At 58.8% G+C, this 23,105-nt stretch carries 29 protein-coding genes; 19 read left to right on the top strand and 10 right to left on the bottom strand.

Going from position 1 to position 23,105, the window contains the following annotated elements:
• From GFR01_RS14570 to GFR01_RS14560, 3 genes are all read right to left on the bottom strand, one after another.
• Positions 1-1,578, bottom strand: a 1,578-nt coding sequence (locus GFR01_RS14570) for a recombinase family protein (RefSeq protein WP_099183006.1), incomplete at its 3' end; no start/stop codon positions are given.
• Positions 1,579-1,591: 13 nt separating this feature from the next.
• Positions 1,592-1,780 (bottom strand): hypothetical protein, encoded by a 189-nt coding sequence (locus tag GFR01_RS14565; protein WP_099183005.1) that lies wholly within the window; start codon positions 1,778-1,780, stop codon positions 1,592-1,594.
• Between the two features lie 287 nt (positions 1,781-2,067).
• Positions 2,068-3,276: a restriction endonuclease gene (locus GFR01_RS14560; RefSeq protein WP_099183004.1), complete on the bottom strand. Its 1,209-nt coding sequence runs from the start codon at positions 3,274-3,276 to the stop codon at positions 2,068-2,070.
• A gap of 389 nt (positions 3,277-3,665) precedes the next feature.
• On the opposite strand from GFR01_RS14560, the gene GFR01_RS14555 reads away from it, so the two are divergent.
• The 3 genes from GFR01_RS14555 to GFR01_RS14545 all read left to right on the top strand — a co-directional run bounded on the left by GFR01_RS14555 (position 3,666) and on the right by GFR01_RS14545 (position 6,133).
• The gene (locus tag GFR01_RS14555; protein WP_099183003.1) at positions 3,666-4,424 is read left to right on the top strand and encodes a hypothetical protein; all 759 of its coding nucleotides are present in this window, start codon (positions 3,666-3,668) and stop codon (positions 4,422-4,424) included.
• A 64-nt stretch (positions 4,425-4,488) separates the two neighbouring features.
• The gene (locus tag GFR01_RS14550) at positions 4,489-5,484 is read left to right on the top strand and encodes an ImmA/IrrE family metallo-endopeptidase (RefSeq protein ID WP_218016667.1); all 996 of its coding nucleotides are present in this window, start codon (positions 4,489-4,491) and stop codon (positions 5,482-5,484) included.
• Between the two features lie 64 nt (positions 5,485-5,548).
• Positions 5,549-6,133, top strand: coding sequence for a hypothetical protein (locus tag GFR01_RS14545; RefSeq protein ID WP_145994582.1), 585 nt, complete (start codon positions 5,549-5,551; stop codon positions 6,131-6,133).
• Here GFR01_RS14545 and GFR01_RS14540 read toward each other — a convergent pair.
• The 4 genes from GFR01_RS14540 to GFR01_RS16210 all read right to left on the bottom strand — a co-directional run bounded on the left by GFR01_RS14540 (position 6,101) and on the right by GFR01_RS16210 (position 8,761).
• Positions 6,101-6,697 carry a hypothetical protein gene (locus GFR01_RS14540; RefSeq protein ID WP_099183001.1) on the bottom strand — a complete coding sequence of 199 codons (597 nt, stop codon included), beginning with the start codon at positions 6,695-6,697 and terminating at the stop codon, positions 6,101-6,103. The genes GFR01_RS14545 and GFR01_RS14540 overlap by 33 nt on opposite strands.
• A complete protein-coding gene (locus tag GFR01_RS14535) occupies positions 6,694-7,527 on the bottom strand; it encodes a bis-aminopropyl spermidine synthase family protein (RefSeq protein ID WP_099183000.1) in 834 nt (277 codons plus the stop codon). Before GFR01_RS14535 ends, GFR01_RS14540 begins: the two co-directional genes overlap by 4 nt.
• The gene (locus GFR01_RS14530; protein ID WP_099182999.1) at positions 7,514-8,143 is read right to left on the bottom strand and encodes an ATP-binding protein; all 630 of its coding nucleotides are present in this window, start codon (positions 8,141-8,143) and stop codon (positions 7,514-7,516) included. The genes GFR01_RS14535 and GFR01_RS14530 overlap by 14 nt, the downstream gene beginning before the upstream one ends.
• 477 nt (positions 8,144-8,620) lie before the next feature.
• A complete protein-coding gene (locus GFR01_RS16210) occupies positions 8,621-8,761 on the bottom strand; it encodes a hypothetical protein (protein WP_408870400.1) in 141 nt (46 codons plus the stop codon).
• 482 nt (positions 8,762-9,243) lie between these two features.
• On the opposite strand from GFR01_RS16210, the gene GFR01_RS14520 reads away from it, so the two are divergent.
• The 4 genes from GFR01_RS14520 to GFR01_RS14500 all read left to right on the top strand — a co-directional run bounded on the left by GFR01_RS14520 (position 9,244) and on the right by GFR01_RS14500 (position 11,597).
• Complete coding sequence (locus GFR01_RS14520) at positions 9,244-9,864, top strand: DNA methyltransferase (protein ID WP_373317601.1); 621 nt, start codon at positions 9,244-9,246, stop codon at positions 9,862-9,864.
• Between the two features lie 333 nt (positions 9,865-10,197).
• Positions 10,198-10,632, top strand: coding sequence for a hypothetical protein (locus GFR01_RS14510; RefSeq protein WP_244902316.1), 435 nt, complete (start codon positions 10,198-10,200; stop codon positions 10,630-10,632).
• A 183-nt stretch (positions 10,633-10,815) separates the two neighbouring features.
• Positions 10,816-11,283, top strand: coding sequence for a hypothetical protein (locus GFR01_RS15800; RefSeq protein WP_167384274.1), 468 nt, complete (start codon positions 10,816-10,818; stop codon positions 11,281-11,283).
• Entirely contained in the window at positions 11,280-11,597 is a 318-nt protein-coding gene (locus GFR01_RS14500) for a DUF736 domain-containing protein (protein WP_099182995.1), read from the top strand. The genes GFR01_RS15800 and GFR01_RS14500 overlap by 4 nt, the downstream gene beginning before the upstream one ends.
• A gap of 60 nt (positions 11,598-11,657) precedes the next feature.
• Here GFR01_RS14500 and GFR01_RS14495 read toward each other — a convergent pair whose 3' ends face one another.
• The gene (locus tag GFR01_RS14495; RefSeq protein ID WP_039906023.1) at positions 11,658-11,906 is read right to left on the bottom strand and encodes a helix-turn-helix domain-containing protein; all 249 of its coding nucleotides are present in this window, start codon (positions 11,904-11,906) and stop codon (positions 11,658-11,660) included.
• Positions 11,907-12,176: 270 nt separating this feature from the next.
• Between GFR01_RS14495 and GFR01_RS14490 the strand changes: the two genes are divergently transcribed.
• The 10 genes from GFR01_RS14490 to GFR01_RS14445 all read left to right on the top strand — a co-directional run bounded on the left by GFR01_RS14490 (position 12,177) and on the right by GFR01_RS14445 (position 19,227).
• Positions 12,177-12,383, top strand: a complete 207-nt coding sequence (locus GFR01_RS14490; protein WP_099182994.1) for a transcriptional regulator domain-containing protein — start codon at positions 12,177-12,179, stop codon at positions 12,381-12,383.
• A 58-nt stretch (positions 12,384-12,441) separates the two neighbouring features.
• The gene (locus tag GFR01_RS14485; RefSeq protein ID WP_244902315.1) at positions 12,442-12,963 is read left to right on the top strand and encodes a DNA -binding domain-containing protein; all 522 of its coding nucleotides are present in this window, start codon (positions 12,442-12,444) and stop codon (positions 12,961-12,963) included.
• 96 nt (positions 12,964-13,059) lie between these two features.
• Positions 13,060-13,359: a helix-turn-helix transcriptional regulator gene (locus GFR01_RS14480; RefSeq protein WP_099182992.1), complete on the top strand. Its 300-nt coding sequence runs from the start codon at positions 13,060-13,062 to the stop codon at positions 13,357-13,359.
• Positions 13,356-14,429 (top strand): replication initiator protein A, encoded by a 1,074-nt coding sequence (locus GFR01_RS14475; protein ID WP_099182991.1) that lies wholly within the window; start codon positions 13,356-13,358, stop codon positions 14,427-14,429. Before GFR01_RS14480 ends, GFR01_RS14475 begins: the two co-directional genes overlap by 4 nt.
• Complete coding sequence (locus tag GFR01_RS14470) at positions 14,426-14,914, top strand: DUF2840 domain-containing protein (RefSeq protein WP_099182990.1); 489 nt, start codon at positions 14,426-14,428, stop codon at positions 14,912-14,914. Before GFR01_RS14475 ends, GFR01_RS14470 begins: the two co-directional genes overlap by 4 nt.
• Positions 14,911-15,540, top strand: coding sequence for a S26 family signal peptidase (locus GFR01_RS14465; protein ID WP_099182989.1), 630 nt, complete (start codon positions 14,911-14,913; stop codon positions 15,538-15,540). The genes GFR01_RS14470 and GFR01_RS14465 overlap by 4 nt, the downstream gene beginning before the upstream one ends.
• Before the next feature lie 46 nt (positions 15,541-15,586).
• Positions 15,587-15,928 (top strand): DUF736 domain-containing protein, encoded by a 342-nt coding sequence (locus GFR01_RS14460; protein ID WP_099182988.1) that lies wholly within the window; start codon positions 15,587-15,589, stop codon positions 15,926-15,928.
• Positions 15,925-16,608 carry a lytic transglycosylase domain-containing protein gene (locus GFR01_RS14455; protein WP_099182987.1) on the top strand — a complete coding sequence of 228 codons (684 nt, stop codon included), beginning with the start codon at positions 15,925-15,927 and terminating at the stop codon, positions 16,606-16,608. The genes GFR01_RS14460 and GFR01_RS14455 overlap by 4 nt, the downstream gene beginning before the upstream one ends.
• A gap of 193 nt (positions 16,609-16,801) precedes the next feature.
• Positions 16,802-18,541 (top strand): relaxase/mobilization nuclease domain-containing protein, encoded by a 1,740-nt coding sequence (locus GFR01_RS14450; protein WP_099182986.1) that lies wholly within the window; start codon positions 16,802-16,804, stop codon positions 18,539-18,541.
• 404 nt (positions 18,542-18,945) lie between these two features.
• Entirely contained in the window at positions 18,946-19,227 is a 282-nt protein-coding gene (locus tag GFR01_RS14445) for a hypothetical protein (RefSeq protein WP_145994581.1), read from the top strand.
• 519 nt (positions 19,228-19,746) lie between these two features.
• Here the strand turns inward: GFR01_RS14445 and GFR01_RS14440 are convergent.
• A complete protein-coding gene (locus GFR01_RS14440; RefSeq protein ID WP_099182984.1) occupies positions 19,747-20,667 on the bottom strand; it encodes an SDR family oxidoreductase in 921 nt (306 codons plus the stop codon).
• A gap of 150 nt (positions 20,668-20,817) precedes the next feature.
• Between GFR01_RS14440 and GFR01_RS14435 the strand changes: the two genes are divergently transcribed.
• Positions 20,818-21,510, top strand: a complete 693-nt coding sequence (locus GFR01_RS14435; protein WP_099182983.1) for a type 1 glutamine amidotransferase domain-containing protein — start codon at positions 20,818-20,820, stop codon at positions 21,508-21,510.
• Here the strand turns inward: GFR01_RS14435 and GFR01_RS14430 are convergent.
• Positions 21,507-22,016 (bottom strand): MerR family transcriptional regulator, encoded by a 510-nt coding sequence (locus tag GFR01_RS14430; protein WP_099182982.1) that lies wholly within the window; start codon positions 22,014-22,016, stop codon positions 21,507-21,509. The genes GFR01_RS14435 and GFR01_RS14430 overlap by 4 nt on opposite strands.
• Positions 22,017-22,115: 99 nt before the next feature.
• Between GFR01_RS14430 and GFR01_RS14425 the strand changes: the two genes are divergently transcribed.
• Positions 22,116-22,952: an alpha/beta fold hydrolase gene (locus tag GFR01_RS14425; RefSeq protein WP_099182981.1), complete on the top strand. Its 837-nt coding sequence runs from the start codon at positions 22,116-22,118 to the stop codon at positions 22,950-22,952.
• Positions 22,953-23,105: the final 153 nt, after the last annotated feature.

Here is a 23,105-nt window from a genome sequence, read left to right as displayed (position 1 = left end):
CGTTTGTCCGCCCGACGCCACCGTCAGGATGCCGGCCAGATCGCCCCGGACATCAATCTGGAGGCCCTTGTCGGATGGTGTGAGAATGATGGCCTCGATCAGGGAGCGGATCACCTCGGCCGCCTCCTGGCGCTTCTCGTCCAGTTCGGAATGCAGCATGTCGTGCAGGCGAGCGAGTTGCCGGTGGTAGAACTCCGCCATCTGAGGATGGAGCAGGGGCGGGGGCGCCTCGGCGGTCGAGAGGAAGTCCTTGAGTTCCGCCTTACGGGCTTCGAGTTTGGATCCGCGCTCCTTGACCGTCGCGATCGAGATCGCTTCCGAGAGGTAGAGATCCATCAGGCGCTGGATGTCGCGCTCCACCCGCTTCAATTCTGATTCCGCTGCGCCGATGTCGGCGGACGCCTCCATACGCAGCCGGTTCATCTCGGTGGTGAAGGCCGTGCAGAACTCGGCGAACAGGTCCGGATCCATCAGGTGGTGACGCAGGGCGTCGAGGACGCGCCGCTCCAACTCCTCGCGACGCATATTGGTCCGGTTGTGGCAGGTGCCCTTGTTGCGCGCCGTCGAGCAGCCGAGCAAAGCGCCGGAGATCATGGAATAGCCGCCACCGCAGCAGCCGCATTTGCTCAGGCCGGAGAATAGGTAGCGGGGACGGCGCTTCTCGCGGAAATGGTCGGGCGATGAGGTGTCGCGTGTGTCGCGGCTGGCGCTGACGCTGGCCTGCCGCGCCTTGACCGCGTCCCATAGTTCCTGGTCGACGATCCGCAGGTCCGGCACCTCCTGGATCACCCATTCGGCTTCCGGATTGGGGCGGGCCTGGCGCTTGCCGGTATCGGGATCCTTGACGAAACGCTGCCGGTTCCATACCAGCCTGCCCACGTACATCTCATTATTGAGGATACCCGTGCCGCGTAGCCGGTTGCCGTTGATGGTGGAGAAACCCCAGGCACCGCTACCCGGTGCGGAGATGCCTTCGTCGTTGAGACGGAAGGCGATGGCGCGCGGTCCCAGCCCAGCTGAGAAGTCGCGAAAGATACGACGGACTACCTCGGCTTCCGCTGGATTGATGGTACGGTCGCCCCGGATCGGCTCCCCATTGGCGTCGAGCCTGCGCACGACATTATAGCCATAAGCGTTGCCACCGCCGGATTTGCCCTGTTCCACGCGTCCGCGCAGGCCACGATGGGTCTTCTCGGCCAGATCCTTCAGGAACAGCGCGTTCATTGTGCCCTTGAGGCCGACATGGAGATGGGAGACTTCGCCCTCGGAGAGCGTGACGATCCGCACGCCGGCATAGTTCATGCGTTTGAAGACGCCGGCGATATCCTCCTGGTCGCGGGACAAGCGGTCCATGGCCTCGGCCAGCACGATCTGGAACCGTCCTCGCTGCGCATCGGCGATCAGTGCTTGGATGCCGGGCCGCATCAGGGACGCGCCCGAGATGGCGTGGTCGGTATACTCCTCGACGATGGTCCAGCCCTGTTTTTCCGCGTGGGCGAGGCAGACGCGAAGCTGGTCGGCGATCGAGGCGTCGCGCTGGCTGTCGGACGAATAGCGGGCGTAGAGCGCGACCTTCATGACAAGGCATCCCTTACGGTCCGGAGCGGCGGCGCTGCTCCTGTTGCTGCGACCGGAACCAGTCCCGTGCCGCACGACGGGCGATGAGGCGGACCAGGGCCAACAGGCGCGGGTCGGGGGCATTGGGGCGCAGGATGAGCCGCAACTCGGGCTCTGGCGGCCGATATGCTGGGGCAATGGACTGGCTGGGTCTGTCCGTCATCGTTGCTCTCTTCCGACCGTATGGCAAGGAAAACAGACACACGATCCGGACAGATGACTGTTATTTCAATGGAAAACGGTAATATGGAGCGTCGTGCCCGCGCGTGTGCCAGCGTACGGAATCGTAGTTATGGGTAGTCCCGGATATAGGTGCGTCGCACAATTACTTGCGTATGACGCTGGCTCGAGTGGGGAAGGCGGAGTGTGAAAGACGCGGCAGCGCCATCTTTCTAGAAGGGCGGATTAGCGACCATATCTTCGATTCCATCCCCCCTGAACGTGGCAGGCCTATAATATCTGTAGATCAGTGGGCAATGACGTTGCTGGATAGGTCTGGTCTAACCAAGTTCTAACTGCATCTGCCGAAGATAAGTCGCGTTTAGAAATAAGGAGTTCGGCTAAGTCCCCACCAGAACATACAACAATCGGATGCTCGTCTTCGACGATTTCTTTATACGGCTGATCGCCAAGATAGCTCGTCGTTATTAACATCCCGAATTGCCTGTGGCGTAGTCGCGAAATCAAACGTGACATCACATCAACTCCCAATCCAGACGACGGCCTGTAGCACTTCGCTTCCATAGCAAAGTCTACGGTCACGCAGTTTTGCGACTGTCCGATACGATATTTGCCTACGGCGTCACGTCCGCCGTCTCGGCTGGCACGAGTCACGTCGATGCTGACGACGTTTGGATCCATTAAGCGAGTGATGTCCGCCGCAAAATGCTCGAACGCGTGTGGGCGAGTGCTGAAGTGAGCGTGAACTGCCTCAGCGATCTCGCGTTGGCGCTGATCGCCGAGTTGCTGCGCTTTTGAGCGAACGCGTGTCACCCGTTCGGCGCGTAGCGCTGTTGCTTTTCCCGTCGCGATCCATTGTCGCCATACAGCCGGGCATGACGCTCCGAGCGCTTCCCCCCTCTGAAGTTCAGTGATCCAGGCCCGTGGGACGACGTCTAATTTCAGGATGGTAAAGACGGCCCGGTAGTTTTGGAAGCGTTGACCATCGACGCTCTTCCAAACGGCGACGAGATCATTGGAGGGGTCAAGGTGGGCTGCGCCAGGAACGGCGAGGCCCTTGAAAACCGCGTCGCGTCCCTCGCCTTTGGCGAATACCAAAAAAGGCGGAACCTTGATTCGACCCTCGCGACCAGCGTGCGCCAGCTCGAAGGACTGCCGAAGGATTTGATTGCCGCCGCGGCCTGCCTTCCGATCGTGAAGTTCGTAACCGGGTTTCCGATTGTCGCCGTAGTAAACAAACACGCCATTCTCTTCATCCAAGGCGTCCGGCCAATTCGGCTCGGCCAGGGTGCTGTAAAGCACAACTAGCTTCGGGGCTTTATTCGGGCCGCAATACCGGAAACCTCCCTGATTGCCAGTCCCTGTCAACGGAGCTAATGGCTCGCCGGCGACATTTTTTACTGTGCGATTGCTCTCGTAAGTGGCATCAATGACGAGATCGCAGGAGGTCAGGTCGGCAAATGGATAACGCTTCTTCATGACCTGCGAATATGCCTCATAGAAAGTTCATGAGACAAGCGTAGCCAGAACACGCCGTGTGAAGCTGTATCGTACTGCTGGACGCATCGACTAGAAACAACGAAGGGAGTGCGCTGCGGTCGTAGTGACCCTACACACAAAGACCGCTAACCGCAAAGGTGCCAGCGTCTTGCTATCCGTGTGGGCCGCCGTCGATCCGTGCGCCTCAGACGCCATCACCGACTAAGTCAGTAAACGGATCGCTGCCGGGGGGTTGGCTCATGGGATAAAATGGGACAATTTGTCGACATCCAGCGATAGATTATTTCCACGGTAATCCATCGTGATAAGGCTTATTTTTTGGCATACGCGGACTTTGTTCGCCCTCCAATGGAACTTTCAGGAAGTCAATGTCGTTCATTAGACCGATTTCGCCCCGGCCGCTGAAGAGCGCCAATTCTGCTTTGGAAGCTTATGTCTGCTGGTCGCGGATGCAGTCCGAAGCAGGGCAGTCTCTCGACGCTATCATCGACCGTAAAGAGCGGGAGCGGCAGGCCGGACAGGGACTGTTCCTCTGGGGGGTAGGTAATGCCCCCGCGACCGCAATTCGCAAGCTGGCGCTCATGGGCATGCCGATCCCGATCGTTTTCTCTACCATGAAGTCCAAGCCTAAGGCGGTCGATATGGCTCCAAGCCGTACTGTGGTTTGGCGCCGATATGTCGATGAGAATGGGATTGAGCGTCTATTGCCAAAATCGGCTCTTGTCACGAGCCGAGGCGAAAGTGCGAAAGGGGCGAAAAAGAGGCATTATGCTCTGATGTGCTACTCGGATACGCCGTTGAGACTTATCCGGGGCGTTCCGTTCGATCCTGGCGCCTTTCGAAACGTGAGTGGAGTAGGGGCGCCCATAGGCGCATCCCAGGTGACCGCGCTGCTCAGGCAAGTTGCTGAACCAAACCAGTCACCCGCTTATGAGGCGAATGTCGTTGCGTGGCTGACTGGTGGCTACTGGGTTCGCTTGTCCGATCCCCGTGAGCTCGACTCTAAGGCAATTGCAAATATCGCCTCGTTCAACGGGAGTACGGATGAATGGCTGGAACTAGTCTCTCGCGTGCGAGGTTCAACAACGCGCACCGTTCGCAGAAAGGCCGAGGCGCTGCTTCTTTGACGTGCTTGGACAACGCCAGTTCACTGTGCTAGGCGGGATATAATTCAACGTATTGGGAGATAGCTTGGATCCTGACACCGCCAAATTGAGACGCGGCCTGCGCGCAGCTGGTCTGAGTGATCAGGTTATCCAGGCGGCATGGCCGTCTTGGTGGAGCGACGAATTAGCTAATGACGCCTCTGGCCGAGCCGAACTGCGGTTTGCTTTGGCACGTCGATTAGGCGTTTCTCCTAGAGGGCTTTTGGGAGAACGCGTAGAATTTGTTTGGAATGACGAAGCAAAGTTCAAGAATCTCTCCGCCGAGGACGAGGCGCATCAGGCAGCACTAACCAGTTTCGGAATGACCATCGGGCGACTGCTCGTACGCGCCACTCCGCGAAATGGCAGTCTTGATGGACTTGACGCCTTCGTTATTCGGGAAGCGATTCTTGCCGGTCAGCAATATGTCGATCTAGGGGGACTACTCGCGCTCTGCTGGGGTGTCGGCATTCCAGTCATCCATCTGCGCGTGTTTCCGCTCGAAGCAAAATCCATGCATGCCATGGTGGTGAAGGTAGACGAACGCTACGCTATTCTTCTTGGACGCGATGCTCGCTATCCCGCGCCGATCGCCTTCACCCTCGCCCATGAGCTTGGTCACATCATCCTGAACCACCTCATCGGCGCTCCGGCACTCGTCGATCTCAAGGATCCTGCGACCGTCACGCATCCGGATGACCAGGAAAAGGAAGCTGATACGTTCGCGCTTTCACTCCTGACAGGTCGACCAGATCCCTATATTACCGCTAGCACCACCGACTTCAACGCGCCTACGCTTGCAGCTGCCGTGCTGCGGGTCGGGCCACAACAAGGTATTGATCCTGCAATGCTCGCCCTATGTCTCGCTCATCGGACAGGGGCCTGGCCGCAAGCTATGTCGGCCTTAAAGTTCATATATCAGCGGCAGGGAGGGCCGATTTGGCGCGATATCAACGCCCAAGCCATAACCCAACTGGAATGGGGAGAAATTGGGCAGGATAGCGCCGAATACCTCCGTAAAGTAATGGGTACCGATGTCTGAACGCGTCCTGCTTGACAACGACGTAATCCTCAAATCGTGCGCTTACAGGTGTCACGGAGAACTGGTGGCACTCACCACCATTGACGATGTTGCACCCTCTCTGCTTAGCATCGCCCGCTTTACGCTTCGCTCACGGTTAAGCAGAAACTGTCACCTCACAGATCCGGAAGCCGCTGTCGACGCGCTTGAAGAGTTGTTGGCGCATGTACAACTGCTAGAGCCCACGGCTGACGAGATTGAAATGGCGGCTGAGTTGGAGGAGTTGGCTACGAATAAGGCGCTCGAATTCGACATGGGTGAGAGTCAATTGGTGGCCATTTTGCTGAAGCGCGGCTGTCCTCTTCTCATCACTGGCGACAAGCGAGCGATCATTGCCATGGCCGAGATTGGCCTTGTCGACGCCGAAGGAAAGCTTGCCTGCGTGGAGCAGTTGTTCGCTTACATCCTCGACACGATCCCGCATATGGATGTTCGGAGACGCATCTGTGCGGAAGCTACGGCAGACAAAGCTCTTACAGCATGCTTCGCCTGTGCGACCTCTATAGTAACAGCCAAAGATATTGTCGCCGGATTGGACAGCTATACTAACGATCTTCGCAGGCGAAGCGGTGCGATGTTAGTCACCGGTCTTAGGGCGAAAATTCCGTAGAAATACCGCGTAAGGATCGGCCATCGTAGCCACGAGATGAATCGGACGTTCGCATTTGGTCACGTCGTTCAGCAGCTCGGCTTTATCCAGTACGGTTAGGCAGGCCTTATCGACGCGACCATTGACATAGCGAGCGCCGAGGCGCCCGGTATTTGGTCCGACCGGCACCATCGTCTGCTGCAGCGGCAACGTCAATGAAACCGCTCGGAGATCGCGAATCACCAGTGCATAGCGCGAACCGCGCACTTCGATTGCCTCGGGGATCGTCTGCCAATTTATCCCGTCGGAAGAAGACTCCGCCGCACAGAGCGGTTCAGCAAAATGGTTAGAAACCATTTCTTCCATGACGAGATGGATCGGCTCACGCCGCGCTGCATAGGTACGCGCGAATGGCTGCACCATGGAGGTCGGGTGGCAAGTGTTTCCGCCGTAACCCCACATGGTGTGACCGACCTTGTCGATTTCTTTGCGTTTCCGGGCAATGATATCTGCCAAGCTCTCTTGCGCGTGCGTTCCCACCTTCATGAAAAGAAGGCCGGCGCCGGGATGGATGATCTCGTTCACTCCGGTTTCTCCAGTAGATCAAATTTATATTCTTCCTGCGGCGCCATGCCATAGTCAGGCTTCTTGCATTCACGTACATAACGCACCCGAGGCCCTTTTGACTGACCGTAGAAGTGCTGTAGCCGCTCCCGATCGATTACCGCCTCGCTCGGCACCGCTTTAGTCACATTACCAGGAAGTGCGCTCACATAGAGATTGCAGGACTTCAGGTCTGGAGCATCATCGAGATGATAGCCGTGCAGCTTCCGCTGCATTTTCGAGACATAGAAGCCTCTGCTGGATGCGTAGGCCTGGACATTACCAAGTACTTCCTTGGGCCAAGGCAGCTCATCGTCATCTGCAATGACGATCATGCCATCGCCGTCGTATCGTATAGCTTCGATACCGCGCTGGACGAACACGTTGACACTCTCGCCTTTGTTCGATGCACCCCATGGGGGGTTGGTATAGAAGCAATCGTATTTGGTGCTGTCGGGGAATGCATCCAGACAGTTGTAGAGTACCGCATCAAGATTCTCGAGTCGCTCGCGATCAGCAAACCGTTTGACGGCCTGCACCGTCCGCTCGTCAAAATCGTAGACCGTGATCTTTGTCGGGCCGAAATCAAGTACTCCACGTGCTTTCAGATAGGCGACGCATACGCTGACTGCGTCGCCATCACCGATGAACGCAAGGCGCTTCCCGTTGGCCCAATCCGCCACAATCTCACTCTGTAAGACCATGTCGCCTGTTTTCATATGAATTTGATCAAATTCGCGGAGCGGACGCGGCCGATTTTGCACGACATCGGACACGGCATTGACCGCCTCTCTTAGGTCAACCTGCCGCATTACGGAACTCCTCTTGCTCAGCATGATTTCTATTTTTTAGGCGCCGGGCAAGCCGATCGACGAGTTTCTCTTGATCAACGTTAGTATCGAACATATAGACTGGGCATCCGGACACAACCCCGTACGTGCAGGCGACCGAAGCCTGTGAGGCGTTGTGAATCCGGGCCTCTTCCAAGGAAATCATTGGACGTCCCGCCGCGTTCCTGGCTATCCGCTCGCTGGTGATCTCGGGTTCTACGTAGAATAGCCAGATTTCGTCTGGTGCCAGCTGTCGGAAGCGTTCGGCTGAGAAGGCTGTGACCCGGAATCCATACTCTTCCTTCGTTACCGAATGACTGTCGACGACGCTATGACCAGTCTGGCGGTTGTGTCTCATCCACGCTAGCAACTGATCGTCCAGCGCGTTGATGTCAGCTGGTGTGGCCATCCCAGCTGACAGAGAACGAAGTTCGTCCTGGTTAGTAAGTGCCGCACCACGCTCCTGAAGGAAACTCGTGAGTCGAGCGCCATATTCCCATACATTCAGCTCAGGAATCCGCTCCTTCAGCATCGCCATCGTCGAGCTTTTCCCGGACGCGGGCGCGCCGGTCACATAGATTGCTTTGAAAGCAGTCATAGCTCCCCCGATTGCTGTTCTCCCCAAAAGAGCAGCACATGCAGGCTGCCTCGGCTTTACAAAGTGGTCAAGATAGGGGGATTTATCTAATGTGCCCTATTGGACATCACGATTAGTCCATTTGAAGATTTTTTAGAAGTATTCTGCCAGCCTCGAGGCCTTTCCATGGCACATGCGACATTTGTCCGAAGTCTCAGATATCGCTAAATTAATACATGCCAACCATTGAGTTTGAAGCTAGGATTCTAATAACCGAGATGAGGGTGCGAACAGGGGCAAAGCGTTTATGGGCCGCCGAACATGTATGCAATTAATAGAGGGTAGATATTCCAGGAGGACTGACCAAATTTTGCAATCAACGGTAAAACGTGACGTATATGATGAGATCTATTCGTCGTTGGTTGTTTGCCGAAATGCCGCTAATTTTTGATCATTTGCTCAGATGGTCCTAGGCTTACGTCCAGCTGAAATTGTTCGTCACCGCGTTTTCGACCACGAAGGACAGGCTCTATAGTGTATGCCGATGACGGTGGTGCCGATCTTGATGCGGGTGGTCTTCGCACCCACTGCGGCCATCGGCGGGAAGGGCGAAGTAAGCTGCTGTGAGAAGTGATGGATGCGGAAATAGGCCCCGTCCGCGCTCAGTTCCTTGGCTGCAACGGTGAGATCGGTGGGTTGGAGAAAGCCAGTTTTTTATTTCGAAACTTGATCTGTATAACAGCCTATATTTTGACACTTCTATCCAGCCGGGACGAGGTGCAGGTAGAGGTTTTCCGGAGTAAGGCAGCTTCGGCTGTTCGGTAGTCCCGATTATGAACAAACCGTCGATCCCAAGAGGCTAATGGCTCCGCCCTCGCGCCGGCAAGGATATGCGCCTGAGGCGCCGTCCGGGCCGGTATCCCCAATCTTCCTGCGCTGTGCTCCGTGCAGATTGGGCGATCCCCCTCCGACCCGGTCGCCCTTGCCGTTGCTACCCCGCTGCTCGCCGCGAGGCAGAGGAACAGCGGGGGCTGTTCCTCGCGGAACAAAGGGCAAAGACTATGACCGGCAACGCCAACACGGCAACCGATTTCCGCAACACCATCCTCAATGGCGACAGTGTGCAGCTTATGCGCGCACTCCCCCGTAATTCGGTGGATTTCATCCTGACAGACCCACCTTATCTGGTGAACTATCAGGGCAGGGACGGGCGGAAGGTGCGCAATGACGATAATGCGCGCTGGCTCCGGCCCGCTTTCAACCAGATGCACCGTGTGCTGAAATGGGGCGGGTTTGCGGTTTCGTTCTATGGCTGGAACCGTATCGACCTCTTCGCCGATGCCTGGAAAGCAGCCGGGTTCCGCATGGTCGGGCATATCGTTTTTCGCAAGTCCTATTCATCCTCTTCCCGTTTTCTCCGGTATGAACACGAAAGCGCCTACCTGCTGGCGAAGGGCAACGTGACACCGCCCGCGAAGCCCATCCCGGACGTAATCGACATGCCCTATAGCGGCAACAAGCTGCACCCGACGCAAAAGCCGGTGGCTTCACTCCTGCCCCTGGTGGAAGCCTTCTGCCCGGTGGGTGGCCTGGTTCTGGACCCGTTCGCCGGCTCGGGTTCGTCACTGGTGGCGGCGCAGCATCTTGGTCGCGACTGGCTGGGGATGGAACTGGACCCGGACCACGCAGCCACGGCAACTCGTCGGCTGGCCTGGCATGGGGCGGGGAGGGTGGCGGCTTAAAGCCGCCCCCTTTCTTCGCCTCACCGGACGGCCGGAAAATCGCGCCGGTCCCGATGGACCGGTGCTGCTGCCCGGCGCGTGCGGCGCTCGCCGGCTGGGCCGGCTCGCGGATGGTGTGGCCGGAAAGAGGGACGTTTCTGGTACCGGGGCCGCAACGCTGCCTGGGCAACGCGCCGCGTCCACTGCGCGAGCGGAAGGCGCCAACAGGGGCGCCTCGGTCATAGTCCGGCGCGCTCTGCGCGCTGCCCTGATCGTGAAAACAGATCCAGAAACCCCACGTCTATTTGATGGATATTCCTGAATCGTTGCGGCATGTGTGTGGTGTTCCTTCTCATGGAAAGGACGCGATCCATGCTGCTCGGTCTCGGTATTGTCCTTGGCTTCGCCAGTATCTGTTTCCTGTGCTGGCTGCTGTTTCTCTGCGCGGTCTATGCCGCGCCCCTTTTCGTAGCGGCGATGGCCTGCACTCTGCTCTACGACCATGCCATGATGTCTGGCGCCCATGCCATTCTCGCCGGCATTGCCGCCGGGATCATGGTGCTCGCACTCGGTCAGGCGATCCTCGCCTCCTCGCGCGATCCCTCTTTGCGGGTTGTGGTGTCAGCGCTGCTTGCCCTACCAGCCGCATTGGCGGGGTTCGGCATGACGCTGGGGTTCAGCGGTATGGGCGACATGGGCACTATTCCGGCCTACCTTTTCGCGACGTTCGGCGCGCTGTGCGTGGGCGGGGCCGCGTGGGCACGGCTCTGCGCCATCCAGCCTGCGTAAGTTCCCGGTGGCAGAATCACAGTTTCGGCCAGGTCAGAAAGGTCAGCGTGGGGTGGTCAGTCCCCGTTGCGCGAGTACGGGCGGACCAGGGTTCAGGATAGGCAGCGCCTTCCTTTCAGCGAGAGATGCCCGGCACAGTACCAACCGGAGTAAAACGGCGACCAGCTTCGGTGCGGAAAACGCATGTCGTTCTGCCGGCGTGACTGGCGGCCTAGCGTCAACGTCCGGTCTGTCGAGCAGGAAGGACAGGGAACATGGTGCCAGCCAGTGGGTTATCCCGGCGACGGATACGGTTCGATCTGCATGTTGTCTGGAAACGAATATCCCCCGACACCCTGCGCCTCCGCCATGGAACACGAAGGACTGCCCTGTCTCTCTACAGGGCTGACGTTGCCGCACACCATGGCCTCTCGATATGGCCGATCTGCCCGAAGACCAGCTTCGCCTCGCCCGGCTATGGCGCAACGGCGGCCCGCAACTTTCTTCCCCTGGGCTTCGCCCATTCCTCGCGAGACAACAAAGTTCCGTGCCGCCGTCCTCCGCGTTGCTCCGGCCTGCAAGCAGGTGCGCCGCCCGTCGTCTCCGGGCTGTCGATGGCCATCGAGGCCACGGTGGTCGCGGCCCGATACAAGCCAGGAGACAGGACAATGATCATCGGTTCATTCAAGAAGGTCGGCGAGGGTTACGAGGGCGAGATCGTCACCCTGACACAGAAAATCCGGGGCGTCCGCTTCGTGCCCGAAGCTAACCGGGCCAGCGAGAATGTTCCCAACTTCCGGGTCCAGATCGGCAAACTCGAAGCCGGGGCCGCCTGGATCAAGCACACCACGGACTGGCGCGAATATCTCAGCGTGAAGCTGGACGATCCGACCCTTCCCGGTCCGATCTTCGCCAGCCTCTTCGAAGAGGAAGGTGGTGCCTACAACCTGGCCTGGAGCCGCCAGCGTCCGCGCAACGGGGACTGACCACCCCACACTGGCCCTTCCCGGCGCAGCCGGGAAGGGCTTTCCCTACCGCCAGGCGGTCTACCGTTCCTCACTGCCTGGCGTCACGGTCGCGGCAACATGAGTTTCATCCAGTAACGCCGCCGGTCGCACGCCCAGCGCCTGCGACGCATGCCATAGTGAGAGTAACGTCGCGTTCTGGCGCCCGGTCTCGATCCAGCTGATATAGGCGCGGTCCACGCCCATCCGTTCCGCCAGGGCCTCCTGGCTGAGACCGGCGGCGCGTCGCAGGCGCCTCACGTTCGCGCCGAAAAGTCCTCGGATGTCCATCCGCAGGATAGGAACGATTTGTGTATTATCGCGCTACGTATTATAATACACGGAACACCAAGCGCCTTTTCGTGTGATGCGCCACGGGCATCACGTGATGTCGCGCAAACCGACCTTTTCGGCCCGTCTGGCGTCAATATCCCCCCGATATAGAAATAATCCCGAACTTATAGGATATGTTCGGGATCACCTCCCTGAGTCTTGTGGACTACCCGTTCCGGTTCTGCACCGGATACTGGGTCGAATCCATGACATATCGGGGGAGGGGGCGTGCCGACAATCCGGCCATGGGATGCCGCACCCCTTCGTCGCGCCTTCGCCGGGCTCGACACTGCCGGTCTCGCCCAGGAATGGCTGCGGCATAATCCGGCCTATCGACACGATCATGCAGCAATAATTCGGATGGGCAAGGTTGACGCCGAAGCATGGCCCGCCTTCGCCCGTCGTTGGGGGTTGCGTTTTCCCTGTCGACCCTGATCTCCCTGCCTGGCTTGTCCCTGCTTTCTGGGATCCGGACATCGCGCCGGAGGTCGCCGTGCGTGGCGATGGGGGTGACATCCTGTCCCGTCTCGCGCCATACGCGCGGGCACGACATGACGGTCCCGACGGCATCCATCTCGTGCTGGACAGCGCGGCAGGCCCGCTGCGCATCGTCATTGTCGTCGATCGACAGCCCGACGCACCAGGAACCTGGTTCATCATCGATGACAGGCACCTCACGACCCGTCTGGCTTGCGTTGCGCGCTTCGGCCGCCTGCTTGCCGGTCAGACGCCCGGTCCTCTTCCCTCTACGCTGCGCCTGAGTCCCCAGCAGAAACTCCGTCAGGTTCGCATGCTCTGCATCGCCGAAGGCCGGCGCACGGGAGTGGCAACACGCCGGATCGCAGCAGGCATCTACGGCGAGCGCATCCTGCATCTGTCCCGCAATGAATGGCGTGCCAGTTCATGGCACCGGGCTTTCTACCGCGATCTCGACGGTGCCGCGTTCTACCAGAACGGCGGCTACATCGCCCTCCTTCAGGGGCTGAAGCAGGGGGGTGACAGTCTGTCGGCCTGAACTTTGTCATCCCTCCCCACAGACCATTCTCCGGCAGCGTCCTCCCATGAGCCGCGACATTCCGCACGCGGCCCGCTCCAACGGGAGGAAGACCCCATGCGTGTCCAGCCGACACTGCCACCGCGCTATCTGCGCACCCCGGACGCGGCCAATTTCGTTGGCCTGTCCATCCGCACCCTCGAAAAGCACCGGAGTTGCGGCACTGGTCCGCTCTACCGCCAGCTTGGCGGCCGGATCGTCTATGCCGTGGAAGACCTCTGCGCCTGGGCCGATCTGAACGTCCGGTTGTCCACCGGGGATGGTGGTGGCATTCCCATGCCGTCCGATCCCCGCGCCTATATCATCCGCTTGCAGGCCAGGGCTCGCAAAGCCCGGCAGCGGAGTGCCGGACGATGATGCCGGCGGCCGACAACTGGCGCCAGCCCGACCGCCGTTTTGTGGTCACGGGGTCGGCACGGCCCCGCGACATCCGCGATCTGATGGGGCGCCCGTTCTTCGCGCTGGGGCACATGGCGCGCCTTGAGCCACTTCGCTACCGTTCGCGTCAGATGGAGATCGTTGTCGAAGCCTCGGCTCCTCTGGGTATGGCGACGATCCGCGACGCTGATGTCTTGCTCTGGCTGACCGGGCAGATCGTCGATGCCCTTAACCACGATCTGTGGGTGTCGCGCCATGTGCGTTTCACGCCCTGGCGGCTGTTCCAGGATCTGGGATGGTCTGACGGCACCCACCAGTATCGCCGGCTTTATGGCGCCCTCGCGCGTCTGGCGGAAACGCGCGTCACCACCAGCCTGCGGCAGGGGCCGGAGTGGCGCGAGAAGCCGTTCGCCTGGATCAGTGACGTCCGGATTTCCCGTGAGGATGGGGTGACCCTGACCCTGCCAGACTGGCTCATGGAGATGGCCTGTGATCGCTCTCATGTCCTGAGCGTCGATCCCGCCTATTTCCGCCTTTATGGCGGCCTGGAGCGGTGGCTTTACCGTCTGGCGCGCCGACATGCCGGTCGGCAGAAAGACGGGTGGCGTTTCAATCTTCGTGATCTCCATGCGCGGTCCGGCACCCTCTCTCCCTGGCGGAATTTCGTGATCGACGTCGCCGGCATTGCCCGTCGTCAGATCGTCCCAGGTTACGACTGCAAGGTCATTTATGGCGGAAAACAGCCAGTCCTGCGTATTTCGCCAACGGTATTACCCACCGGTTCTGTGGATAACCGTGTGAATCCTGCCGTTGGTCAGGATGCGGATCATACCATTGCTCACGGTGCGGAAATACCGTTGCTGACGGTGCAGAAAACGTCGCAGTGCGTTGTTTTCAAAAGCGGAATCAGTCCCGTAACTTATATAACTAATATAATAACTTATTATGTAGGGGATTCCGGTCTTTCGGTTCCCCTTCCGGCCGCCCGGTCGGGGCATCGAGAAAAGGCTCGGGAAGCGGTCGCGGATCGCATGGTCGGTGTCCCATGACCGCGTGTTCTTTCCGATCGCAGGGCGATGTGCTCACCACGGTCGAACTGACCTGGATCGAGAAGCGCATTGAACACTGGGTCCGCTTCGGGCATCCCGTCGAGGATCGCATTCTCGATCGTCGGCGCAGGCTGATGAGCTTCACGCCTGACAGCGTGTTCGCGTTCATCCGCTGGGCCGCGAACGATTTCGGCACCGTGGTGTCCTGCATCGACATCGTGCGCGCCGTCAGGGCGGGCGAAGTCTGCCAGACCGTGCCCTTTGTACGTCCCGGCGGGGAGAGTCTGCTGCGCCAGAGCGGCTGGCCCAAGGTGCGGCGCGTGCTGGAAGCGATCGATGGCGTGGAGGCGCTGGGGATCGATCCCGCCGCCGCCTGTCCCGATCACTGGCGCCACCTGCATCACCGCCTCACAGCGGCGCAGGAGCCACGTCCCTACACGCGGGAGCGCCATGATGCGTGGCTGCGCAGGGGAGCCGTATCATGACCCGGCGCGTCTGGTCTTTCACCACATATTTCGCCGTGCTCGGTGTGGGTGCCTCGCTGGCGTTTCATCCGACGCCGCGCTGGGTCTGGAACGAGACGGCCAGCGTTCCGGTCGGGCTGTATCGCATCCAGCCCACCACACCCGTCCGTGTCGGCGATATCGTCGCAATCCGCCTGCCGGAGCACGAGGCCACGCTTCTGGCAACGCGCGGCTACCTGCCTTCCGGCGTGCCGTTGCTCAAGCCCGTCGCGGCACTCGCGGGGCAGAGTGTCTGCCGTAACGGCGTGCATGTCACCGTCGACGGTAAACCTGTCGGTGATGCGAAACCCGTCGACCATCGCGGCCGCAAGCTGCCGGTCTGGCAGGGGTGTCAGCATCTCGGGCCGGGGCAGGTGTTCGTCATGAACGCCGCCGTGCCGACCAGTCTGGACGGACGGTATTTCGGTGTCCTGCCGATGGAAACAGTGATCGGTCGCGCGGTGCCGGTGCATGTGCGCACAGGCAAGGCCGAATTGCCTCCGCCGCATTTCGATCCCCTTCCGGAACCGCCCGAGCCGATGCGGAAGCGGCCGCTTCTTGTGCAGCCCATGATGCCCATGAAACCCGGTGAACCACCCATCCAATGATGGTCGCCAGCCATTGAATTTTCATACTCCCGAAAGGACTTCTCTCATGAGCCAGATCGGATTTTTCACCCGCACCGCTGATGGATTTGCCGGACGCGTGCGCACCCTGTCGCTGGATGCTGAACTGACCTTCGTGCCAGCGGAAAACAATGGCGCGGAAAACGCTCCGGATTATCGTATTCACCTGGGTGACGGGGATACTGGCCCCGAGCTGGGCGCGGGATGGAAACGCACCGGGGAACGTGCCGGCGAGTATGTTTCTGTGCTCCTGGACGATCCCACTTTCATGCAGCCAATCCGCGCTACGCTGTTCCAGGCCGGATGCGGCGGGCGCGAGTGGCAACTGGTCTGGAACCGCCCTGTGAAACGCCCAGGAGGCCGGGAATGAGTGCCCGGTTTTTCATGTCCGCCGGCGTGCTGGCCGTGCTTGCGATGTCGCTCTCGCCGACCATTGTCCATGCGCGGGATTGGGATGATCTGGTGCGTCAAGCGGCGGAGCGGAACGTGATCCCGCCAGCATGGGTGAGTGCCGTCCTCCATGCCGAAAGTGCCGGCGATCCACATGCGGTTTCCGGCGCCGGTGCAATGGGCCTGATGCAGCTTATGCCGGACACATGGAAGAATGCCCGGCGCACGCTCAATCTGGGGGCCGATCCTTTCGATCCGCACGACAATATCGTGGCAGGTGCGGCCTATCTGCGATGGCTGCACGACCGTTATGGCGATGCGGGATTTCTCGCCGCCTACAATGCCGGACCTGGTCGCTATGACGATCATCTGACGACTGGTCGGCCATTGCCTGCCGAGACGGTTTCCTACGTCGCATCTGTCGCCCGGCTGATCGATGACCCGTCGTTCAGCGTGCATTTTTCCGTCCCGTTTTCCATCGCTCCGGCACGTGACTGGACCTCCGCTTCGCTCTTCATTTCCGGCAGCGAAACTGCGTTTTCAGTATCGTCTCACGGCGTTTTTTCATCACGATCCAAGCAGGCGTTTTTCACTCCGTCCATGCTCTTCGCAGACCATGTCCGCAGCGTGCCCGGAGTGGGTTCGACGCAGGGGAAGTGAATCACGAAAACCCCGGAAAAGGACAGAAAAAGGGAGGGCTGGATAAAAGGCCGCACATCGCGGCTCGGTCGGGGTGGCGGTTTTCCGGCGTTTTTGAAGTCTTGTCGCGAGGTGCGTGGATTTTCCGCACTTCGCGTCGAGGTGTCATCTCTTTGATCCGACGCGATCTTTCGCGCGGTGCAGGGCAGTTTTCATGAACAGGGACGAGGAATTCCGGGTTCGGCCAGGGCGTATTCGCTCCACCCGCGCCCGGCAGGCGCGGCCCTTCGTGACGCAGGTGCTGGCGTCCGTGCAGCGGGCCGGTGGCCGGGTGTCCCGCGCGGGGAAAATCAGTGCTGGGCGTCGCTCCAGTTTCGGGCGTGGGAGGGCCGCCGCTCACGCCGCCAATCGCCTGCTGACCAGCCGCTCACGGGGCGTCGTCATCAAGGCCCGCGTCGTGAGGCATGCGCCGCGCGCCACACCGCTGGCAGCACACCTTCGCTATCTCCGCCGGGAGGGCGTGACGCGGGACGGCGAGGATGTGCGCCTGTTCGGGAAGGACAGCGACGATATCCGTGCCTCGGACTTCGCAGAACGCTGCGATGGGGACCGTCACCATTTCCGCTTTATCGTCTCTCCCGAGGATGCGCCGGAGATGTCGGACCTGCGGGCTTTTGCACGGGATCTGATGGGGCAGATGGAATCCGATCTCGGCACGAAACTCGACTGGGTCGCCGTCGATCACTGGAACACCGCGCACCCCCATTTGCACGTTATCGTCCGGGGCGTCGCGGAAGATGGCACCGACCTGGTGATCGCGCGCGATTATATCCGCGAAGGCATGCGTGCCCGTGCCCAGGATCTGGTGACGCTGGAACTCGGACCACGCACCGATCATGATATCCATCAGGCGGTCGAGCGGCAGGTGAACGCCGACCGCTGGACTCAATTGGACCGCCAGCTTCAGAGGGACGCGGGGCAGGATGGTGTCATCGATCTCGGACGCGCGCCGGGCGCAACGCCGGACGCCTTCGCGACGGTGAAACTGGGTCGCCTGCGCCGTCTGGAAACGATGGGGCTGGCGCACCAGATCGGGCCGGAGCGCTGGCGGATGGACGAGAGCGCGGAAGCGACGCTGCGGGAGATCAGCGAGCGCAACGACATCATCAAGCGTATCCACCGGGGCCTAGCGGAGCAGAAGATCGATCGTGCCGCGTCCTCCTGGGTAATGGCCGCCGAGAACATCACCGATTCCGTCATCGGTCGGCTGGTCGATCGCGGCCTCGACGATGAACTGCGCGGCACGGCCTATGCCGTGATTGATGGGATTGACGGACGCACCCATCATGTCCGCCTGCCAAACCTCGAAGCCGCTGGTGATGGGGCGGTCGGTTCCATCGTGGAATTGCGGCGTTTCACTGACAAAGGGGGACGTGACCGTGTCGCGCTGGCCGTGCGTTCGGACTTCCCGCTGGAACGGCAGGTGACGGCGGAGGGCGCGACCTGGCTCGATCGGCAAGCGACCGCGCGTGAGCCTCTTGCCCTCGCGTCTACGGGGTTCGGTGCCGAGGTCAAAGAGGCGATGAAAAAGCGGGCGGATCATCTGGTGGAGCAGGGGCTGGCCAGTCGTGACAGCGGCGGTATCCGTTATGCCCGGAACCTGATCGCCACCATGCGTCAGCGGGAATTGGACGCGCTGGGCCGGAGCCTCGCCGGGAAGTCGGGGATGCTGTGCCGGTGGAGCGGGGAGGGCGATCCCGTTACCGGTAACTATCGCCAGCGTTTCAATCTGGCGTCGGGCCGGTTTGCGATGATTGATGACGGGCTGGGATTTGAACTGGTGCCTTGGTCGCCGTCTCTGGAAAAACAGCGAGGGCGGGAGGTGTCGGGAATCATGCGTGGGGATGGGGGTATTGACTGGTCGTTCGCGCGCAAACGGGGGCTGGGTCTATGACCGAGAAGGGGGGAGAGCGGAAGGTCGGCTTATGGAATTATGAATGGGAAACCGGTCGTTTACCCAATCGAAAGACCTCGATTGCTCTTTCGACAATCACGATAGCATTCTCATTTATCGCAAATCTTTGCATCTAGCTTAATCCCGCTTTAACGACGCTCGCCAAACAATTCATAAACGGTTGCATCAGCACCAGAGATTTTTTATTATTGGGATTTTGCAGGCACATACATACAAGTTGGATGCTTTTATGCCAATTACTGTACTGCTTACTCTGAACAAAAGAAGCATGGTAAATAGGACGTTGTGGGCATATATATGAGTCACTGATCTAAACGAAGCGGAAATGAGAGTTGGAATGAACGTATTGACGGTTGAGTAATGATAAAAAAAGAGGCGTTATCATGAATTCCGGTAAAGTGAAATTTATAGTGAATTTGGAGAAAATCAAGGCAGGCCTTGGCGCAGCAGGCATGGCTGCCGTTGGATTTGAAACCTTAGCTCCGCGTATAGCGGGCATGGCGTGTGCTTCTATTTTAGCTGGACCTGTGGGAATTATCGGTACCGTGGCAGTTGCTATCGCCAGTGGAATCGCAGCTGCACATTTTACAGAAATCTCTGAAAAAGAAGCCAAGCTAGAATCAGAAGCGTTAAAAGCGAGCGTACAAGAAAATGCATCCAATTAATCAAGGCGCTTCATCATTAACAGAGGATCAAGTAGGTTTAATATTTTTTGCGTGTTCTATTGGATATTGCTTATTAATAGTGATATCCGATTCCATCGCCAAGAAAAAATTTGTAATATCTAAAAATCTTCTTCGACATTTGCTGGACGGGCTCACCTTTGCAACAGGAATAACTGTTGGGTTGGCTATCTTTTTTCATCAAATATTTTCTCTTGTAGCTAGTAATTTCGTATACATAACAGTTACGTCAGCAACCTGTACGTTTGGCCCTCTCATCAACCTTGCTGAACGATATGGATGGATAATTGAAGATTAATTTTTGACTTTCGGAATCGTCTTATAGAAGTATAGATGATAGAAATCACACAAATTTGACACAGAATGTTCTATTATTTCTTCAGACTTGGCTGATAAAATTGACCTCATGGCACAGGTATTTGATTGTTGGTAGATTTAGTCCGCTTTAACGAAAATAGAAGCATAATCGTTACGTCTCGATAGAGGGCGGTATCCGCCTCTCTATTCCTGCCTGATCAGTTCCAGACCCTCTTCATATGTCGTCACGGAAAACTCGGGAAAATGGTGTTTGAATTTGCTTGAGTCGAAGAAATTGTCCTGCTCGTAACGGGGCAGCAATTCCTTGATCTCCCGCACCTTTTTTGAAAAAATGCCTGCGATGATCAGTGGCCATTTTCCAATGACCGAATAACCGGGGGATCGATCGAAAATCCTGCTCGCCATGGTAACAAATGTCTTGTAGGTCGGCCGCTCGTCACAGCACGGCAGATGCCAGGTCTGCCCGAAAGCTCCCGGTGTATTGCCCAGCGTTGCCAGCGCGCGGCTCGCATCCGGCGTCCAGATAAGGGTTCGGCGGGTGTCGTCACGAACAGGCACCAGAGGCCTTTTACCTGCTTTCAGCCTGTCAATGATCAGGGCGTTGGTGAAGCTCTGGGTTTTTCCCGGGCCATAGAATTCCGGTGCGCGGGCGATCAGCACGGGAATGTCTCCGCGTGCCATTTCCTGTAGCACCATGGTGGCCATTGCGGCGCGCACCCGTCCTTTCCGGCCAACCGGGGCAAAGCGCGTTTCCTCTGTCTGGATCTGGCTGTTCTGCGAATACATATAGGTATTGTCGAAATAGGCAAAGCTGGCCCCCGCCATCCGGCAGCCCTGCAGGGCATTCCTCAGCATGACGGGAAACTGTTCCTCCCAGAGTTTGCTGTCAGGGGGCAGGCCGGCCGTAAAGTAGACGATCCGGCTGCCTTTCACTGCCTGTGTCGTCTGCCCTGCATCCAGCAGGTTCGCCGCGATGAGCGTATCGTCTTCGTTGACCTTGCGGGGATTGCGGCTCACAAGCCGTAACGCCCCCGTATGATGCTGATGCAATGTCCGCGCCAGTTCCGTGGCGATCTGACCATTTGCGCCCAGTATTGTCTGCATGTGAGGCTGCCTCCATGATGTCAGGTAGGTTTGCCCTTACACCGTTAACCTTGAAGTCAGATTTAATGTCAAACCACAGATTGACCTTCAACCGGGCTTGAACGTTACAGGATAGTGGTCAGAAACGCTGCCGCATGAGAAGGGCCAGCCATGAACCGTCATATCCTTCACGTTGTCACCAACACTGCTCATTTCGGCAATTCCGCGCATCCGACCGGATTATGGCTGTCGGAGCTGACGCATGCGTGGGACGTATTTGCCGCCAGCGGTCATGAACAACGCATTGTCAGCCCAAAAGGCGGCAGGGTTCCGCTTGATCCGCGTGCATTGAAATGGCCGATGCGCGATGCCTCCACCAAAGCCTGGCTGGCCGATCCGGCAAAAATGGCCCTGCTGTCGTCAACACCCACCCCCGCAGACATCAATCCGGGCGATTATGATGCGATCTACTTCACCGGCGGTCATGGTGTGATGTGGGATTTTCCCGGCAATGAGGGCCTTCAGGCCATCACCCGCGCGCTATGGGAAAAGGGCGGCGTTGTCTCCGCTGTCTGTCATGGATATTGCGGACTGCTGAACACCCGGCTTGCAGACGGTTCCTTTCTGGTCCGCGGTCGGAAAATCACCGGATTTTCATGGACCGAGGAGAGGCTGGCGGGTGTCGCGCGCGAAATCCCCTACAACGCAGAAGCGCAGATGAAGGCACGGGGCGCGATCTATGAAAAGGCGCTGCTTCCGTTCATGTCCCATGTCGTGACGGATGGACGGCTGGTGACGGGACAGAACCCCTTTTCCGCCAGGGCGACCGCAAGGAAAGTGGTGGCGCTTCTGGATGGGGCTTAACGGGAGGCCATCTTTTTACGGCGGCCAGGGCTTACCGACTGGCGGCGGTTCGTCTTATCCAGAAGGCGGATATCGTCCGACGTGACGTCGAGGGCTTCAGGCTGTTCCGCAAGCATGTTCGTCAGGACACGATGCGCATTGGCCGCACAGTCCATGTCGTCGGGGCGCGCCTGAATATCCTCGATCAGACGGAGCAGATGCACCCTGCTCTGGGCCAGGCGTGCCTGCAGCGCTTCGATATCCGCAATCTTGCGTGTCAGGGCATCCATCAATGTAGCATGGTCCCAGTGTTCCAGATCAGGAGGCAGCAGGGTGCGGATTTCATCCAGTGTAAACCCGGCCCGCTGCGCCGTTGTGATGAGACCCAGGATCATCACGGCCTGCTGCGGATAAGTCCGGTATCCGTTGGGCCGACGATCAACCGTTTTCAGCAGTCCAATGCGCTCATAGAACCGGATCCTTGACGGTGTCAGGCCACTTAGCCGTGCCAGTTCTCCAATCTTCATGATTTCTCCCCCCGGTCATGAAAACAGCTTGACCTTAAAGCTACCTTCAACGTTAGGCTCTGACCAGTATCCCGTTATTGATCGGCAAGGAGGCGTATCATGTCATTCGTCACGACATCTGATGGCGTAGAGATTTTCTACAAGGACTGGGGACCGAAGGATGCCCAGCCGATCGTCTTCCATCATGGCTGGCCGCTTAGCGCCGATGACTGGGACACGCAGATGCTGTTTTTCCTGGGCAAGGGGTTTCGCGTGATCGCGCATGACCGTCGCGGTCATGGTCGCTCGGCACAGGTGAGCGACGGGCATGACATGGATCATTATGCGGCGGACACATCGGCCGTTGTCGAACATCTCGATCTGAAAAACGCCATCCATGTCGGACATTCAACCGGCGGGGGCCAGGTTGCCCGCTATGTCGCGAAATATGGTCAGCCTCAGGGACGTGTTGCCAAGGCCGTGCTCATCAGTTCCGTGCCGCCCCTGATGGTCCAGACGGACCGCAGCCCTGAAGGCGCACCGATCGCAGTCCTGAACGGACTGCGTGCCGGGCTTGCGGCCAATCGCGCGCAGTTCTTTGTCGATGTGGCCAGCGGACCGTTCTACGGCTTCAACCGCCCGGGAGCAGAGGTTTCGGAAGGCACGATCCGCAACTGGTGGCGTCAGGGCATGATGGGCAGCGTCAAGGCCCATTACGAGGGTATCAGGGCATTTTCCGAAACGGATCAGACCGAGGATCTGAAGGCCATCACATTACCGGTGCTTGTGCTACAGGGCGATGATGATCAGGTCGTGCCTTACCAGAACGCGGCGATCCTTCAGGACAGGCTGCTTCAGGACAGCACGCTGAAAATCTATCCCGGCTATCCGCACGGCATGCACACGACACATGCAGACGTCATCAATGCAGATATCCTGGCGTTCATTACCGGATGATAATCGCATCATAACGATGTGACGTTTAGCGTCAGCAGGTGGCCGTCCTGGCCTCTCCACCTGCTGTTGTGCGTTCAGTTCCCACCATGTCGCCGCGCAGAAACCTGCCCGTTGATGTCGGCTTACGGTAACGTCGCTGAGGGACGGAATGTC

Origin of the sequence: Gluconobacter frateurii, assembly GCF_002723955.1 — a bacterium.
Classification (GTDB): Bacteria; Pseudomonadota; Alphaproteobacteria; order Acetobacterales; family Acetobacteraceae; genus Gluconobacter; species Gluconobacter frateurii.
This window is presented reverse-complemented; position numbering and strand designations above follow the sequence as displayed.

Excerpts from the sequence above, each read along its gene's own strand:
- GFR01_RS14430 (WP_099182982.1), bottom strand. The coding sequence starts at position 22,016 with ATGAAGATTGGAGAACTGGCACGGCTAAGTGGCCTGACACCGTCAAGG.
- GFR01_RS14475 (WP_099182991.1), top strand. The coding sequence starts at position 13,356 with ATGATGCCGGCGGCCGACAACTGGCGCCAGCCCGACCGCCGTTTTGTG.
- GFR01_RS14435 (WP_099182983.1), top strand. The coding sequence starts at position 20,818 with ATGAACCGTCATATCCTTCACGTTGTCACCAACACTGCTCATTTCGGC.
- GFR01_RS14555 (WP_099183003.1), top strand. The coding sequence starts at position 3,666 with ATGTCGTTCATTAGACCGATTTCGCCCCGGCCGCTGAAGAGCGCCAAT.
- GFR01_RS14450 (WP_099182986.1), top strand. The coding sequence starts at position 16,802 with ATGAACAGGGACGAGGAATTCCGGGTTCGGCCAGGGCGTATTCGCTCC.
- GFR01_RS14495 (WP_039906023.1), bottom strand. The coding sequence starts at position 11,906 with ATGGACATCCGAGGACTTTTCGGCGCGAACGTGAGGCGCCTGCGACGC.
- GFR01_RS15800 (WP_167384274.1), top strand. The coding sequence starts at position 10,816 with ATGTCGTTCTGCCGGCGTGACTGGCGGCCTAGCGTCAACGTCCGGTCT.
- GFR01_RS14565 (WP_099183005.1), bottom strand. The coding sequence starts at position 1,780 with ATGACGGACAGACCCAGCCAGTCCATTGCCCCAGCATATCGGCCGCCA.
- GFR01_RS14480 (WP_099182992.1), top strand. The coding sequence starts at position 13,060 with ATGCGTGTCCAGCCGACACTGCCACCGCGCTATCTGCGCACCCCGGAC.
- GFR01_RS14425 (WP_099182981.1), top strand. The coding sequence starts at position 22,116 with ATGTCATTCGTCACGACATCTGATGGCGTAGAGATTTTCTACAAGGAC.
- GFR01_RS14560 (WP_099183004.1), bottom strand. The coding sequence starts at position 3,276 with ATGAAGAAGCGTTATCCATTTGCCGACCTGACCTCCTGCGATCTCGTC.
- GFR01_RS14440 (WP_099182984.1), bottom strand. The coding sequence starts at position 20,667 with ATGCAGACAATACTGGGCGCAAATGGTCAGATCGCCACGGAACTGGCG.
- GFR01_RS14460 (WP_099182988.1), top strand. The coding sequence starts at position 15,587 with ATGAGCCAGATCGGATTTTTCACCCGCACCGCTGATGGATTTGCCGGA.
- GFR01_RS14470 (WP_099182990.1), top strand. The coding sequence starts at position 14,426 with ATGACCGCGTGTTCTTTCCGATCGCAGGGCGATGTGCTCACCACGGTC.
- GFR01_RS14455 (WP_099182987.1), top strand. The coding sequence starts at position 15,925 with ATGAGTGCCCGGTTTTTCATGTCCGCCGGCGTGCTGGCCGTGCTTGCG.
- GFR01_RS14530 (WP_099182999.1), bottom strand. The coding sequence starts at position 8,143 with ATGACTGCTTTCAAAGCAATCTATGTGACCGGCGCGCCCGCGTCCGGG.
- GFR01_RS14535 (WP_099183000.1), bottom strand. The coding sequence starts at position 7,527 with ATGCGGCAGGTTGACCTAAGAGAGGCGGTCAATGCCGTGTCCGATGTC.
- GFR01_RS14465 (WP_099182989.1), top strand. The coding sequence starts at position 14,911 with ATGACCCGGCGCGTCTGGTCTTTCACCACATATTTCGCCGTGCTCGGT.
- GFR01_RS14445 (WP_145994581.1), top strand. The coding sequence starts at position 18,946 with ATGAATTCCGGTAAAGTGAAATTTATAGTGAATTTGGAGAAAATCAAG.
- GFR01_RS14500 (WP_099182995.1), top strand. The coding sequence starts at position 11,280 with ATGATCATCGGTTCATTCAAGAAGGTCGGCGAGGGTTACGAGGGCGAG.
- GFR01_RS14510 (WP_244902316.1), top strand. The coding sequence starts at position 10,198 with ATGGAAAGGACGCGATCCATGCTGCTCGGTCTCGGTATTGTCCTTGGC.